Annotated in this window: 13 protein-coding genes and 1 pseudogene; 4 read left to right on the top strand and 10 right to left on the bottom strand. The window is 54.4% G+C overall.

The features are described 5' to 3' along the window. Positions 1-73 precede the first annotated feature (73 nt). The 6 genes from VFU50_18350 to VFU50_18325 all read right to left on the bottom strand — a co-directional run bounded on the left by VFU50_18350 (position 74) and on the right by VFU50_18325 (position 7766). The gene (locus tag VFU50_18350) at positions 74-3541 is read right to left on the bottom strand and encodes an acyl-[ACP]--phospholipid O-acyltransferase (GenBank protein HEU5234824.1); all 3468 of its coding nucleotides are present in this window, start codon (positions 3539-3541) and stop codon (positions 74-76) included. Between the two features lie 134 nt (positions 3542-3675). Beyond that, entirely contained in the window at positions 3676-4662 is a 987-nt protein-coding gene (locus tag VFU50_18345; protein HEU5234823.1) for a CocE/NonD family hydrolase, read from the bottom strand. Next, on the bottom strand, positions 4659-6134 hold the full coding sequence (locus tag VFU50_18340; GenBank protein HEU5234822.1) for an FAD-binding oxidoreductase: 1476 nt from the start codon (positions 6132-6134) through the stop codon (positions 4659-4661). Before VFU50_18340 ends, VFU50_18345 begins: the two co-directional genes overlap by 4 nt. Positions 6135-6181: 47 nt before the next feature. Beyond that, entirely contained in the window at positions 6182-6760 is a 579-nt protein-coding gene (locus tag VFU50_18335; GenBank protein ID HEU5234821.1) for a TetR/AcrR family transcriptional regulator, read from the bottom strand. Positions 6761-6878: 118 nt separating this feature from the next. Beyond that, complete coding sequence (locus tag VFU50_18330; protein ID HEU5234820.1) at positions 6879-7169, bottom strand: hypothetical protein; 291 nt, start codon at positions 7167-7169, stop codon at positions 6879-6881. A 303-nt stretch (positions 7170-7472) separates the two neighbouring features. Continuing rightward, positions 7473-7766, bottom strand: a complete 294-nt coding sequence (locus VFU50_18325) for a hypothetical protein (protein HEU5234819.1) — start codon at positions 7764-7766, stop codon at positions 7473-7475. 294 nt (positions 7767-8060) lie between these two features. On the opposite strand from VFU50_18325, the pseudogene VFU50_18320 reads away from it, so the two are divergent. After that, positions 8061-8663 (top strand): annotated as a pseudogene (locus VFU50_18320) (TROVE domain-containing protein). Positions 8664-8973: 310 nt separating this feature from the next. After that, positions 8974-9453, top strand: coding sequence for a metal-dependent hydrolase (locus VFU50_18315; GenBank protein ID HEU5234818.1), 480 nt, complete (start codon positions 8974-8976; stop codon positions 9451-9453). A 275-nt stretch (positions 9454-9728) separates the two neighbouring features. On the opposite strand, the gene VFU50_18310 is transcribed toward VFU50_18315, so the two are convergent. Continuing rightward, entirely contained in the window at positions 9729-10481 is a 753-nt protein-coding gene (locus VFU50_18310) for a hypothetical protein (GenBank protein HEU5234817.1), read from the bottom strand. A gap of 146 nt (positions 10482-10627) precedes the next feature. Beyond that, entirely contained in the window at positions 10628-11860 is a 1233-nt protein-coding gene (locus tag VFU50_18305; protein HEU5234816.1) for an MFS transporter, read from the bottom strand. Positions 11861-12137: 277 nt separating this feature from the next. On the opposite strand from VFU50_18305, the gene VFU50_18300 reads away from it, so the two are divergent. Together VFU50_18300 and VFU50_18295 are read left to right on the top strand one after the other, a co-directional pair. Continuing rightward, positions 12138-13178 carry a YncE family protein gene (locus VFU50_18300; protein ID HEU5234815.1) on the top strand — a complete coding sequence of 347 codons (1041 nt, stop codon included), beginning with the start codon at positions 12138-12140 and terminating at the stop codon, positions 13176-13178. 599 nt (positions 13179-13777) lie between these two features. After that, positions 13778-14131 carry a hypothetical protein gene (locus tag VFU50_18295; protein ID HEU5234814.1) on the top strand — a complete coding sequence of 118 codons (354 nt, stop codon included), beginning with the start codon at positions 13778-13780 and terminating at the stop codon, positions 14129-14131. Here VFU50_18295 and VFU50_18290 read toward each other — a convergent pair. Together VFU50_18290 and VFU50_18285 are read right to left on the bottom strand one after the other, a co-directional pair. Further along, positions 14091-15071, bottom strand: a complete 981-nt coding sequence (locus VFU50_18290; GenBank protein HEU5234813.1) for a beta-propeller fold lactonase family protein — start codon at positions 15069-15071, stop codon at positions 14091-14093. The two genes, VFU50_18295 and VFU50_18290, sit on opposite strands and share 41 nt — an antisense overlap. Beyond that, positions 15041-15265, bottom strand: coding sequence for a hypothetical protein (locus VFU50_18285; GenBank protein ID HEU5234812.1), 225 nt, complete (start codon positions 15263-15265; stop codon positions 15041-15043). Before VFU50_18285 ends, VFU50_18290 begins: the two co-directional genes overlap by 31 nt. Between the last annotated feature and the right edge of the window lie 105 nt (positions 15266-15370).

Genomic DNA, 15370 nt, shown 5'->3' with positions numbered 1-15370 from the left:
ACGAATCCTCTCCTCGCGAAGAACGCGAGAGCGGGGCACCGGGCAAGCGGGTTTTGCCAACTCTGTCACGAGTTCAACGCGCAATTCCGACGGACTGCTCTCTTTCCGCCAAAGTCTTCAACGCACGCAGGTCGAGCTTTCCTGTGCCGAGATACGGTAATGCCTCGATGAAGAAGAACTGGGTGGGCTTCGGCTTCCACAACGGCGGCAGATCAGCTTGGCTCAGCTGCTCCAACACAGAATTGAGGTGATCTTCCCGCAGCGTGTGCAGCACCGCGATGCGTTCGCCTTTCCTCTCGTCCGGTACTGATGTCACGGCAAACACTTGCTCGGTTACACTCGCTAGTTCCTGGAGCTTCTCTTCAATCTTCACGTGTGGAACCATCTCGCCGCCGATTTTGCTGAAGCGAGAAAGGCGATCGGTGATCGTGATGAAGCCGTCCTCGCCCATGCTGGCGACATCGCCTGTTGTATACCAGCCATCGCGCAGCACCTCCGTGGTCTTCTCGGGAAGGCCAAGGTAGCCTCTCATAACGTTCGGACCCTTCACCATCAGCAATCCTGATTGGCCGTTCGCGACTGCTTCTCCGGATTCAAGATCGACGATTCGCACTGTGACTCCCGGCAGCGGATGGCCAATCGTGCCGCGGCGCGCAGCGACTTGACGAAAACCTGCCGCTCGAAAATCAGGTCCGTTTACCGTCACAACCGGCGCGCATTCGGTGCAGCCATATCCTTCGAGCGGACGAATGCCGAAGGTGTCTTCGAATGCGAGCGCGACGCGCTCCGGCAGTTTTTCTGCGCCTGCGAGCACGTATTGGAGGCTCCCGAAGTGCTCCGGCGAGCAGCGTCGGATGTACGCTTGCAAAAAAGTCGGCGTTGCGATCAGGAAAGTGACGCGATAACGACCGACCAGCATGCTGATCGCTCTGGCGTCCAGCGGATTTGGGTGGAAAACGACACCAATGCCATTCACCGCGGGCAGCCACAGCGTCGCAGTAAATCCAAACGAGTGAAAGAACGGCAGAATGCCTAACACCTTGTCCTTACGTCCGAGCGGGAAGACTTGCGAGACCTGGTTGATGTTGCTCGCAATGTTGTAGTGCGTAAGCATAACGCCCTTGGGATCGCCGGTTGAACCACTGGAGAAGATGACGGTCGCGAGATCGTCGAGGTTCGTCTTCCCTGCGCCTAAGCCCATCTTCAATAGAGCGTATGGGAGCAGCGCGAAGAAGATCGCGACGAACTTGTCTATAACTCCGATAGTGCCGGTCAGGTCCTCGAGCAGAATCGTCTTGCCCGGAACTTCCATTTTGGGAAGACGTTCGAGAAAGGCTTTCGCCGTCACGACCGTCTTCAGATTGCATTGTTTCGCGCAGGAAGCTATGACCTCATTATTGGCGGTGTAGTTCAGGTTCACCGGCACGCGCCCGAGCAACGACGCGGAATAGTTCACCAGCGCTCCACCAACTGACGGTGGCAGCAGAATCCCGACCATCTCCTGATCAGCCCAACGCTGTTTCAACTTTCTTGCCAGCAAAATGGAGCCTGACAGAGCTTTCAAGAATCGGACTTTGGGAGTCTGGCCATCGGCCATCATGAAGCGCAGCGGGTGCCGATGTGCACTGCTTACAAATGCTCCATCGAGGGTACAAGTGTGCTTGCGACTCTGCTCGAACGCTGCAGTCTGCAGCTGTTGCACCGCATTTCGAACTTCCGGAGCCGTTGCAGTGCCCGGCAATGCATCGCCGAAGCTGACGGTAACTGGATACGGAATTCGCCGTGGCATCTTCCACAGGAAGCGTCCGCGTTCGAAGCTGAAGATGCTTCCCCAGACTCCAGCGAGATTCACCGGAATAATCGGCGCCTCGACGCCTTTCATGATCCGCTCAAAGCCACGCCGGAAAGGCAGTAGCTGTCCGGTACGCGTGATCTGTCCTTCGGCGAAGATACACACGATCTCGCCATTGCGAACCGCATCGCTGGCTGTTCGCAACGAACGAATCATGTCTCGCGGACGCAAATCCGGCGAAATGGGAATCGCGCCGCCCATTTTGGCCCATGGCTTCACCAGAGGCATGTCGTAGATATCCTGGAAGATGAGAAAGCGGATCGGACGGTCCGTTGCCGCCACCAGCAGGAGAGCATCTACGAACGACATGTGATTCGAGACTAGCAGCGCTCCTCCCTTTTCGGGAAACTTCTCTCTGCCTAGAACCGTTACGCGATAGACAGTCCGGGTGATAAACCAAAGCACCAGACGCAGAAACCATTCGGGCAGAAGCGTCAGCACATAGATCGTGCCAATCAAGGTAATCGCTGCGGCCGCGAGGAAAACGCCGTGCGGATCCAAACCACCTATGCGTGTGAGCACGTAATAAGCACCGGCGGAGAGTGCGATGCCCACGAAGGAAAGCAGATTCGCGGCGGCGATGATTCCGCCCTTCTCATCCGCATTCGGACGATGCTGGATCAGCGCATTCACCGGCACAGCAAAGAAACCGGCGAAGAAGCCGAGAACAGCGAGCAGCGCCGCAATCGCCGCAAACGATCCATGTGACAGGCCGAGCGCCACGCCGGCGACCGTCATGCCAACGGCGCCGAGAGGAATTAATCCGTACTCGATTTTTCCCGCCGATAAATATCCGGCAGCAAGACTACCCACTCCGATTCCGATCGAAAGCGCCGTGTTGAGGTAAGCCGTCCGTTGTGGTCCGATATGCAGAATGTCGCTGCCATAGACCAGAATGGTCGAAATCAGCAGAGAACCCAAGAACCAGAAATATGTGTTTCCGATCACCGCGAGCAGAAGTGCGCGGTCGTGCCTCATGCGAACGATGTTTCCCCACAGATCGGCAAGGAAATTGGGCTGGAACTTTTTCGCCGGAGCCGCCGGTTCGAGCTTGGCGATACCTAAACTGCTGCAGAATCCAACGACAGCGAGAACCATGAGCAAGCCGCCAGCGTAATACTCCGTACCCTGAAGTCGCTCGGAAAGAACTCCGCCGGTTACCGTGCCCGAAATGATTGCAAGAAATGTTCCCAATTCGAGAACGCCATTTCCCCAGGAGAGGCGCTCGTGCTGCAAGAGTTCGGGCAGCATTCCATATTTCGAGGGCCCAAACAGAGCCGCCTGCGTGCCGACCAGAAACAACGCACTTAACTGAATCGGAATGGAATGAATGGCTAAACCGAAGGTCGCCAATCCCATTGCACTCAGCTCGAGAAATTTCGTCGCCAGCGTCACCTGTCGCTTGCTGAAACGATCTGCGAGGAATCCACCCGCCATGCTGAAAAGAATGAATGGCGCGGAGAAGAGTCCCATAACCATTGGTACAAGACGGTCGCGCTCGGCTTTGCCCAGCCCCAATCCCAGAATCATTCCCAGAAGCAAGTACTGGAGCACGTTGCTGCTATAAGCGCCTTGGAATTGCGTGATGATCAGCGCCCAGAAGCCACGCCGCCCTGCGGGATGTGAAGGATGATGATCCTGGTCCGTGCGCAACATTTCCTGTGACGCCGAAGTGGCGGCGTTAGTCATTGTCTCAATCCTCTTTGGGAAATCTTTGGCATTTTGGCACTACCCAACTGAGATCGCACGATGAATTAAGGGAGCAAATCTCGTTAGTAACTTGCTACGTGCTCAATTTGCGCGCTTATCGATCTATTCGCCGCCTATTCATCGGAAATTGCCCACTGGTGTCTCCGAAATGTGTCGGCTTCCGAAGTCGCAATCTGGCCATTGAACCATTTTTGTTCTGAGATCCACGAAAGCGTTTCCATGCCGTCATGACGCTTGCCATAAAGTGGATAGAGATCGCGATCGGATTCGTCTGTTCGACGCGTCTCCTGGACTACGGCCGTGTAACCGCGTTCGGCCCACATTCGGCCGACTACGTTGGTGAAAAGAGAGTTCTTCAACGACTTGGAAAGTGGAATGCGAACAAGCATCGTGGCTGTTCGATCACTATGCTGAGGATGGAAGATTTCCGTTGGGACTGGGGTTCCATCCGTCGTTGCCATGATGACGTGCTTTTGGACGCGAACGGCGAACTGAGAACGTCGCAATCCCATCTCGTGCGCCAGCAGCGATGGCGCAAGCTGATAAGACACCCAGATCGCAACTCCGAGCCCCACGATAGCAATCTGACTCCAGAGAAGAAGACGCGCTGCTAAGGCGCCGTGCTGCGAGTCCAACTTCGGTTCCTGCGCAGTCGATTGCCAATGATAATTTCCTAGAACAAGCAGAAATGATGCCAAGACCCAATGGAAGAAGATTGGGATCGATCCGCCGGTCCATCGCTCATGAGGATAGAGCGCCATGCGAATGACATAACGAGTGATCATTACCGCCAGATAAAGCCATCCGAACTTCAGCAGGTTGAGTCCTAGTCGTCTCCGCGGCGTTACAAAGTATCCGTAGCCTCGGGCAAAGTCGAGGCAGCTTTTCCCATAAAGCAGAATGATCAAAATCTGACTGGCCAGAAGTTCGGGATAGGGCAGCAATCCCGAGAACCATTCCTCCATTGGAGGCAGAAATTTCACTCCGAAGAACGCAACCAGGACCTGGCCAAGCACCCGAAGACAAAACAAGGAGAAGAGCGTCGTCAGAATCCAGAAGTACCGTTTCGGTATCGAAGAGTAAGCTCGTTCATTGCTCATATTGTCTCCTTAAACATCGTCGTGTAATGGCGATACCAATCACTCTGGAACCGTTCCACTGGGTCGTACTTCTTTTTGAGCTTGAGGAATTCCGGGAATTGCGGGTAGCACGCCAGCACTTGCTCGCGTCGTGCATAGCGGTGGTAAGTGAGGTAGTAGGTGCCATTGCGGCGCACGGCCATGTCCATCAGCCGGCGGAATGCCGCGGCGGAGTGCTCTATTCCTTCCGGCGTGTGATCAGTATGCAGATTGAAAATAGTGCATGCATACGCTTGTCTTGCCCATGGCAGGAAGCTTTCATCATCTCTCTCAATGAGTCGAATCGTTCCGTAAATCAAATCAACCTTGTTCGTGCGAAAGTCGTCGCGTGCCTCATCGAGAAAACTGTTCAAGTGCTCACGAGGAACATTGATCTCTGTGATCATCTCCGAAGCTGCGTGCCGGGTGTTGGTCTTCTGATCGATAGCCCTGTGGTAGTTTTCGGGATAAAAGCTGAGCTGGTGAGTATCTGACCAGTAGAGCTGGCCGTTTGTGGAAAGGTAATAGTCCGAATAACGGCGAAATGCTTCGCTCTTGTCTGCGTGCGCAAGATAAAGCAGCATCCTCCAACTTTCATCGGAGAGCTCCTTCACGTGTTGCGGCATAGGCGTTGCCGGATCGACAGGTTGGTAGCAGGAGAACACTCCCTTGCGCAGGAAGTCGTCTGACGCCGGATCGATTGCGAATTGAAAATCTCCGTACAGAAAACCGCTGCGAATGCGATCATCGAATGCGCTCATGAGGCCGTCAACGTCACGCACTTCCACGATGCGTTCGATTTTCTGTCGAGGAATCAGGCGCAGGGTGACTGAGCAAACGATGCCAAACAGGCCGTAACCTCCGATCGCGAGGCGGAAGAGCTCAGGGTTCTGACGGCGGCTGCAGATAACTAACTCGCCATCCGCATTCACCAGCGTGAAAGATTCGACGTTGCTGATGAATGGCGCCATGGTCAGGCCTCGTCCGTGAGCGTTGGCCGCCAATGTACCGCCGATGCTTAGAGTGTCCGCACCTGTTTGTTTCTGAGCGATCCCCCATTGCTCTCCTCGGCCTTCCTGCTGGCGCAGATATTCGGTGATCAGTCCCGGCCAGAAGGCGCCTGCCTGAACCTCCATCGTCCCCTTTTCCAGGTTGAAATCAAGCACTCGATTCAGTTGCCGCATGTCCACCAGAACAGTGCCGGTGCCAAACTGCTGTCCGCCCATGGCGTGGCGACCGCCGGCTATGCATAACGATTTGCGAAGAGACTTCGCTTCTCGAACCGCAGCCTGAACCTCTCTCAAGCTCTTAGGCGTGACAACGCGATCGACTCGCGTTCTGTTCAGCTGTGAATGGATATCGTTTACGACCAGGGGATCGTCTGCATTGCGCGCGACACGCGAGCCAAGGTAAAGCGCTGCCGATCCTGTAAGAAACTGACGACGTGTGATCATTGCTGCAACCTCACTTTCGGTAAACAACAACTCTTTCCCAAATTGGTTCATGCACCTGACAGCAGTGCATCAAAGCCTCTGGCAAATTCAGCAAGGGCCTCGGAAGTACGCTTCTTATCTCCACTCGAGAGGTAATCCAGCATTAGTCCCACCACGGTTCCGACAGCCAGGCTTGCCAGTGCCCTACGGGCTGGTCGCGACAGCGATTCCGGCAACACGCCCCCCATTAGTTCGACCCAACTCGTAAATGCCCCTTCGAGATACGGGCCATACTGCTTCGGGTTTTGAAGAGCGAGCCCATGCACCTCGAAGAACAGCCGCAGGTAGCGTTGATTCTGCTTGGAAGTAGCCCACTCCCAAAAAGCCTCGACCACTCGTGATGGCTTCCAATCGCGGTCACTGCCTACCGATTCGGCAAAATTCTTTTGAAGTCGTTCGCGAATGACCAACATCGCTTCCGTGAGCAGGGCATCCTTGGAACCGAAGTGATAAACGAGCAGTCTCGCCTTGCTCCCGACTTCGGCCGCAAGCGGACGAAGAGAAAGGTCGGCGACGCCGTTTTCCAGGAGATATTCGATCGAAGCATTGAGCAGATCGGCGCGACGCTCCGATTTAGGGCTCGGCATAATGTAACAGATGTTACATGTAACGCGTGTTACAGTCAAGAAATAAATGTGAGGACGCAAACATAGGCAAACAAGGAGATTGGAGACGGAGAGAGGGGCGACTGCCGCTGTTCGAGAGCTATGTCGCTGCGGGAATCACCTCGAACCGATACTCTTCGAGTGATTGCAGGAAGACGTCACGGGAACGAGCCGTTCCGACAAGGGGCTTGCGTCGATTACAACTGATCGTGATGGGATGGAGGTTTCGCTGCCCATAGTACCGGCGCAGAAGACTGCGCGAGAGCCCAAAGACGCGCAGCATTAGAGGCTGCTGCAAGGCCTCATCGATCGGCACCCCGCGAAACCCGCGTGCAATGGCGGTCCCCAGCAAGCGCCCCCGTTGCGGTTGCTGCGGTGGAGAGCGCGGCAACCCAGCTTGGGTATAGCAAAACGGAAAAATGAGCCAGGATGTGCCTGGTGCCACCCGGCCTTTGGCACGCAACAGGTGTCCTGTATCGTGACAAGACCTTCGTTCCTATCGAGGAGCACTCGGCGGCGCCACCCGCCACCGACCTTTTTCTATATTCGTGCCATAAAAGCCAACATTGCAACCAGAAACGCAGCCCCTACAAATCGCGCTAGGTTTAGCATCCATTTGTCATATGGTGGATTAAGTCCTCTCCCCGACAGTGACCAATTTAGCATTTCAGTTGGTCGAGCTAATAGAGTAAGCCTACAACGCCGAATAGTAGCAGCCAAATAACATACCGGCGTTGCTCTCTACCCATCCAAGCAGTGATCTCAATCCCCTTTTTTCTGCAGCAAAGGCCAAGAGGAAAACTACACAAGCTGCCGCGACCATATATGCCCCGCCATCTAACCAGCGGCGGAAGCCGACTAAAACGCCAGGATGCATATCTCGGTAATCCATAAAGAAGGGCGCGAGAGTGCCGGTCCTGAAGACATAAATGCCTTGCCAAAGGAGCACTATGGCAGTCAAAACAGCGAGCGTCACAACCAACGGCACGGAACCTCCATCATTTCAGAATAGCTTTCCGCATGTAGAGAACGTTGATGAAATCGATCCTCCAGGAGAGCCAAAACTCGGACCCACGGCTCCTCCAGACTCATTGAAAACAAACTGTCCCTCAACACCAGCTGGTGTATTCCAACCGCCGGAAACTGAGCCACCGCTTAGAACATTATCCGCTCCGTTGGGATACGGACCGGAAGCACCCTTAACAACACCATGAGTAAGCGGTCCGACCGAAATGCTGCGTCCTACCGACGCTCCTAGCCCTCCTTAAGGGAAGCATGGGAGCGACTACTGCGTGAGCAGAAGCTGGGCGCACTGGCGCTGCTCCGTAACCTGCGGAATATGCGCGAGGCCGGAGTCAGCGACAAGCTGGTCGTTAATGCTCTGGGAGAAATGAAGACGGATCGCGTGGTGCCGTTTCGCTTTATTGCAGCCGCGCGCTACGATCCCAAGCACGAGGCCGAACTTGAACAGGCAATGTTTCGCACGCTGAAGAACCAGCCTCCTCTGCTTGGAACGACAGCGCTGGTGGTGGACACTAGTCCTTCAATGTGGATGGCGCGGCTCACCCGAAATAGCGACATGGATCGCTTCGAGGCTGCGGCGGGGCTTGCGATTTTGCTCCGCGAGACTGCCGAGCGGGCGAACGTCTACGCATTCAATGAGAAGCATACGAAGCTCCTCCGCGACATGGGTTCGCGCTGCGCGATGCGCTGGCAGCGACCAAGAACAACTGGAGTCGTGGCGGTCTCGCCGTCGCCGCGGCCAATCGCGACGGCTATGACCGAATCATCGTCATCACCGATGGCCAGTGGCACTTCTCGGACACCACCAGCGTGCGAGGCTATGGTGAGGGCGATCCGCAAACCGTCGCGCCCGCGCCGCTAACCAAGCAGGCTTACATGATCAATGTGGCCAGCTACAAAAGCGGTGTCGGCTACGGCAAGTGGATGAATATCGATGGCTGGAGCGATTCCGTCATCGAGTACATTCGTGCGCTGTAGCAGACGAAATGGGAGAACTGAACTCACCGGCCCAGCATTTCCGCTGGGTCGGTGAAGTTTTTTGCGAACCAATATAAGTCCTAACTGTACGTCGCCATAAATACTGTAGGGACAATGGCATCTGCATTTTCACATGCGATTGCGGCCTTAAGCCTCGGAAGCTGCTTCTACAGACCGCAGATGCCTAAGCGCATTTGGGTCACCGGCGCGCTGTGCTCGATTTTGCCGGATATCGATGTGATGAGTTTCGTTTTGGTATTCACTACGGAGATTTCTGGGGCCATCGCGGGTTCACGCACTCGCTGCTTTTTGCCGGCATGGTCTCGGGAATAGCCGCAGCCTTACTCGTCCGGCGCGGTATGACCGCAATGAGCGACTTTGCCCTATTCGCCTATTTGTTTTTGACCACTGCGAGTCATGGCGTACTCGACGGTATGACGAACGGAGGGCTTGGAGTCGCGTTCGTCTCCCCATTCAATAACTCCCGTTATTTCCTGCCGTGGAGACCGATTCGCATTTCGCCAGTATCGGCTACGCGCTTCTTTACTCATCGAGGATATCTCGTGCTCCGAAGTGAACTGGTGTGGATTTGGGTTCCGGCGGTTCTATTTGCAACCGTTGTGATGATGTTGAAACGGACGACACCAGCAGATGTGCCTGAACGAAATGCATAGCATATCGGCGCTCGAGCGCCGGTCCAAAATCCTAACTGTCAACATCTTTGATGAATGGGGCCGGTCGCAAATAAAAAGATGAAACCCAAGTGCTTCATTTGATCAGCTTAGGATCAAAACAACACTCTTTCTCAACCTCAGTTGTCCGCAGGTGCACCGCGCGATAGCTGTATATGAAGGTGAGGTATTCGACTTTATCTCGGGCTCCAAAGACCTGTGAATAATCCGCCGAAAGTTACCGAGTGTAGTGCTAAGGAGGTTAAATTAGGCCGAGTTTAGTAAGAGTGGGAATTCAAGTCGCGGGACAACATTAGTTTTAGAGTTACGCGGTCAGCACCCCCGCTCCAGCCCACGCCGATTCCAGTTTCGATGTTTAGAAAGCCGCCATTGCGATCAACTACTCCCCAGGTTTCATGGAATTGCTGATCGAATGCAACGAAGCTACGCAGCTGACCAAAGCTGTCATACTGCTCCGCAGCGACAGCCCATCTATTCGAGAGATTGTAGGCTACGCGGCCTGCCGGATTGTATTCCATTCCTTTTATGCCCCCGAGGTACGTCGTATCCACAATTGGGTTGTAGATGAGGTCCCAACGGTGAAGGTGCACGCCGAGGATGGGGCGAACTTCAGAAGTGATTCTTCGTGATTCCCAATAGAGAGCGTTGACGCTGAATTCAAAGTTCATCCCGTAGAAGAACTTATGATCGTGTGCATGCGGACGGACGAAAAGCTCGCGAATTTTGAAACCATTTATGCTTGCACCGCGGCCGGTTGAGTTGAAGCTGTACACCGGAAGATAGAGTCCCTGTTCAAACCAGGGTTTCACTCCGTAGGCCCATTCGGCGGCGCCGTTGACCGAATTGTCAGGAATAATTGCGTTCGGGAAAGTTGGATCTTCCCGCCCGATGGGAGTGAAGTTCGTGTGGATCATCAGGTTGAAGACGCCCGGTTCAGCAATTTCGGCATCGTAGACCTGGATTTCGTCGGTTTGCGCAATGCTCGTTGTCGACAGGATTAGCAAACTCATCGCAACCGTTAATACCCGTACTAAGTTCAGCATTTTTGGAAGCATTTCAAGGTAAGTGCCGTAACTATAGGAATCGGGTTTAAGTGAGGTTGGGTTCGCGCAGCTCACTGGGCCTGATAAGCGTCGAAGGCGCTATCCCTTAGCGTTCAAACCGGAGTTGCAGCCCGAAAATCTTTTCCGCGCCGCTCCTTACCAAACGCAAAGGCGAAGAACAGAGCCAGGATCACTGCTCCTTCGAAGGCGCAGAGAGCGCCCCGATATCCAAGGCGATCACGCAGCAGATACTCGATGCTTACCGCAGGCGATGCCAGCAGCACTCCCAGCTGGTAGACCAGACCGGGAAACAGACTTCGCACCGAGTCGGGCGAGAGTTCGACCAGGTGCGCCGGGATCACACCCCAGGCTCCCTGAACTCCGGCTTGCATAACGATCGAACCAACCATCAGTGCCGTGACACTTGCGCCAAAGGCCCATCCCGGAATGGCAACAACACAGATGGCCAGAGCGATCATGACACTATAGCGACGGCCGATGCGCTCTGAAAGGTGACCAATGATCAGGGCGGCACTAATGGCTCCCAGGTTGTACAGGATTGCCAAGTGCGCAACTGTAGTCTGCGATAAGTGGTGTACAGATTTCAGAAAGTCGGGATACAGATCCTGCGTTCCGTGAGAGAGGCTGTTCATCAGCATCATGACCACGAGCAGATAGGCAAAGCTGCCTTTGTGCTCCAGCAGAGCGCGAAAAAGGCCTTTGAAGGTCTGAACGCGATGCTGCACCCATGCGGCGGGCTCTGGCGCTTTGATAGTGAGTGCGGTGATTATTAAGGCGAGAACGAAGCCGCAGAGAAAAGTTGGTTTCCACCCCACACGCGGAAGCACCGCTTCAATGGCGACAGCCGCGAACAAATATCCCATTGGATATCCGCTTTGCATCAGGCCCGACAGCACGCCGCGCCACCGCCTCGGAGCGCTCTCCATCGCCATTGATGCGCCGATACCCCAATAACCTCCCATTCCCACGCCGTACAATGCGCGCAGCAGGACGAAGATCCAGAAAGCGGGCGCGTAGGCGCTACAGGCGGTGATCGTCGAAAAATAGAGGACGCATGCGATCAGCGGGAGCTTGCGGCCATATCGGTCGGCGAGAGAACCAAACAGCAGCGCGCCCACGGGCCGCATGGCAAGCGTGAGCGTGATCGTGAAGACTATTTCTTTCTTTTCAACGTGAAAATTGTTAGCCAGAGTGTCGACGAGAAAGATGATCAGAAAGAAGTCGAAGGCATCGAGCACCCAGCCGAGGATGCCGGCAGACACCGCGAACTGCCATCCTGAGACGTCTTCTTTTACAGCCTGGGCGTGTGCATCTTGAGTTAGCACGTGTGTAGTTGCGGCATGTTCGTGCCTGAATTCGCCTCGGAATTCTCCATGCCTGGATTCGTCATTCAATTGAGGCCAACTCCTCGAACGGTATTCATCGCTACATGAAGCGGAGCTTAAGAAGTCGCGGTTTTGCGCAGACTGCGTTTCGCAGCGACGTATACGCTAACGGTCATCTCCGCGCCATAGCTTGGATGAAGGATACACGTCGGCCTTAAGCATTTCTTAATCTTTTCACTGTTATGGTCCCGTACGCAGATAGATAAACGAGGAGACCATGCCACGAATTCCCAAAATGTTGTTAGTCGTGATTTGCTCGATGTTGACCGCCTTGTCGATCAGCGCCGCTGACGTACACGGAGCCAGCCCATTCAAAGTGGTGAATAAGTTTCCGTTGGCCGGAGAAGGCCGGTGGGATTACCTGATCGTTGATAACCAGAGCCGTCGGCTGTTTTTGTCTCGAACCAGCCATGTTGCTGTTCTGAATGCGGACTCAGGTCAATCGATAGGCGAGGTCGCCGATACTCCCGGCGTGCATGGGATCGCGCTGGCTCCGGAGCTCGGCGTCGGCTTTGTGAGTGACGGCGGCGAGAACAAGGTCACCGTTTTTGATCTTCAGACACTCAAGGCCCAGCAAAAAATCGATACCGGAGGCAATCCGGATTCCATCGTTTACGATCCCGACGACAAACTGGTGTTTGTTCAAAATGGAAAGAGCAGCTCGTCTACGGTGATCGACGCCTCAAGCCGGCAGGTGGTCGCTACGATTCCCATGCCGGGAAAGCCGGAATTCGCGGTGTATGACGGTAAAGGCAGCATGTACATCAATATTGAAGACAAGAGTTCTATTGTCCATGTCGATGCCGCCAGCAAGCAGGTAAAGGACACCTGGAAGCTCACCGGCTGTGAAGAGCCGAGCGGTCTTGCCATCGACCGCAAGAGTCGAACTCTGTTTGCAGCCTGCGACAACAAGGTGCTCGCAGTGGTGAACGCCGATTCCGGCAAAGTCACCCAAACACTTCCCATCGGCGACGATTGCGATGCGGTGGCCTACGATCCTGAAACCGGTTACGTATTTGCCTCCGCCGGCGAGGGCAAGCTAACGGTGATACGCAAAGGAGTCGGCGGAAAGTACTTGGTCGTTCAGAATCTGTCGTCGCCCGCAGGTTCCAAGACTATGGCGCTGGATCCAGGAAAGCACCAGATTTTTCTGCCCGCGGCGAAGTTCAATGGCGACCCTACAGCGCATCCTCGGCCCTCGGTGGTTCCCGGTTCGGCTTCCATGCTGGTGATTGCAGCGAGTAAGCATGGGAAATAACCCTATTCGTGTCCGGCGAAAGTGAGTAGATCTTCTTTTACTGTGGCTCCTGGGAGCGTAACGTTGTTACGCTCCTCCGGGGGTGAAGAGGAGGCGAATTGCGGAGAAGAGTAGTAAACGGCGCAATGAGAATCGCCACAATCACTTGGTTGGCAATTTTGCTGCTGGCAAATACCGTCGGTGCAAGAGCTGCGCCGAATGAAGCGTCAGAACCCGCGCAAACGGTTTTCAAACAGCGCTGCTCCAAATGTCACGGCGAGGATGGCAGGGGCGATACCGAGGCGGGAAAGAGCCTAAAGGTAAAGAATCTCCGGTCAGCTGCTGTGCAAAGACACTCCGATAAAGAGCTTGCATCTGTAATTAAGGGAGGCAAGAGCAACATGCCTCCTTTTAAGTACGTGATGAGCGATGACGAAATCAATTCGTTAGTTGTGTATGTCCGTAGCTTGCGAAGCAATCGAACGGCCCATAGTATTGCGCCTTTTCGGGAGCGCAGTGGTAAGCGATAAATCGGAACAATCCGAAACGAAACGTATTCCCGAGCGGAAGTGACGAGAATGCGTTCCGTCTGCCACTCAATCCAGGAAAGAGGAGTTGCCATGAAGAAGCTGATAGCTCTCGTAGGGTTGTGCATTCTGGCGTTTGGTGCTGCCGCACAGAACAATCAGCCGTCGCAACAGCAAAGCAAGACTGAAATAGATAACGATCAAGTCATCGTCCGACGCTACATCCATCCACCTCATTCCAGGACGCCAATGCATTCCCATCGTAGAGGCGTGGTCGTTTATTTAACTGATGTGCACGAACGCAGCATTTCGCCCGATGGAACTGCAAAGGAGGTGTTCCACAAGGGGGGAGATGTAGTGTGGGCTCCGGCTCGACAACACATTCTCGAAAATCTGGCCGATGAACCTATCGAAGCAATCGAAATAGAAGTGAAAGATCATCGCTGATGTATGGCGCGTACTCGATTATCGACTCGCGGTTGATGATCCTACCGAGAGATAAATTCAGCTTCGAGCTGCGTTCGAGCGTTCTAAACTGGCTTTGTGGCTGGTTGAATCGGCCTTGGCTTTCGAAGAAAGCAGGCGCTAATGCTAGTCTCTTCGGAACCTCTCCAACCTTGATACGGGCGACTTCACGGCGAGCTGCGGTGTCGATAATGGAAACCGTATCCGTGTCAGTGCTGCTGACGCAGACGTACTTTCCGTCCGGCGTAATGACGACCCAGTTTGGACCTATTCCGGTTCGCACCTTGCCGACTACTTTATTGCTGCGAAGGTCATAAATATAGACACTGTTATCAAGCAAGCTCGTAACCCAGAGCTCTTCTCCGTCTGGAGTCAGAGCAAGGCCATGAGTCAAGGTATCCTGAGTCTCAAATTTCCAGGGATGTAGCTTGTGATGCATGGAGGGTATCGTCACCTTCCCAACAACGGTTTTGGAAGGGAGGTCGAGGATGCTGAAGCCTTGCAGGTCTGACAACGCCACATACATTTTTCGCCCATCCCGTGAAACTACATAGGGTCGGGGCCTACCGCCGACCGGAATATGTTCTGAGAATTGCATTTGTTCTAGATCGATCACGTCGATCTCATCTGAACCCATGGAACTCACGTAGGTGTAGCGGTTGCTTCCGGTATTCAACGCATTGTGAGGCTCCTTGATCGGAAGAGATGCCACGACGTTACGCGCTGGAGCATCGACGATTTGGACCGAATCCCCGTCCCGGATTGGCACTACTACATACTTACCGTTTGGAGTAACTGCACATTCGTTAGGCTTTCCGCTGAGTTTCACCACTGCCGCTGTCTTCAAGGTTGCGGCATTCACGATTCTCAAAGTGTGATCTGATTCGACGGTCAGGAAGAGCCAGTGGCCGGTCGGTTCCACACAAACTCCGTGGACACGCTCTCCGCTTTAATATCGCCAATTACCTTCAGAGAGCCCATGTCGATGACGTCGACATCGTCGCCTCGGCTGCTGCCGACGTATAGCCGCAGATTGTCTTGAGCAACAGCCACGCCGGTCCAGAGCCGAATGCCGGCAGCGAAAACTAGAGATGTTGAAAGGAGTCGTAGTCGCATCGTTGTGGCCTTTGTCGTCCCCTGAAAAGTCGGACTGAGCGAGGTGCATTTCTGATTTTTGCCATCCGGCATTTAGGCATGGTGAAGTTGCTGCCGAAATCTGTT

The sequence above is a fragment of the Terriglobales bacterium genome (assembly GCA_035764005.1).
GTDB lineage: Bacteria > Acidobacteriota > Terriglobia > Terriglobales > Acidobacteriaceae > Gp1-AA112.
The sequence above is the reverse complement of the archived record's forward strand: the minus strand, read 5'-3'. Positions and strand labels throughout refer to the sequence as shown.

Coding starts and splice junctions, on each gene's coding strand:
- VFU50_18295 (HEU5234814.1), top strand. CDS start 13,778: ATGAAGAAGCTGATAGCTCTCGTAGGGTTGTGCATTCTGGCGTTTGGT.
- VFU50_18345 (HEU5234823.1), bottom strand. CDS start 4,662: ATGAGCAATGAACGAGCTTACTCTTCGATACCGAAACGGTACTTCTGG.
- VFU50_18285 (HEU5234812.1), bottom strand. CDS start 15,265: ATGCGACTACGACTCCTTTCAACATCTCTAGTTTTCGCTGCCGGCATT.
- VFU50_18310 (HEU5234817.1), bottom strand. CDS start 10,481: ATGAGTTTGCTAATCCTGTCGACAACGAGCATTGCGCAAACCGACGAA.
- VFU50_18350 (HEU5234824.1), bottom strand. CDS start 3,541: ATGACTAACGCCGCCACTTCGGCGTCACAGGAAATGTTGCGCACGGAC.
- VFU50_18335 (HEU5234821.1), bottom strand. CDS start 6,760: ATGCCGAGCCCTAAATCGGAGCGTCGCGCCGATCTGCTCAATGCTTCG.
- VFU50_18300 (HEU5234815.1), top strand. CDS start 12,138: ATGCCACGAATTCCCAAAATGTTGTTAGTCGTGATTTGCTCGATGTTG.
- VFU50_18340 (HEU5234822.1), bottom strand. CDS start 6,134: ATGATCACACGTCGTCAGTTTCTTACAGGATCGGCAGCGCTTTACCTT.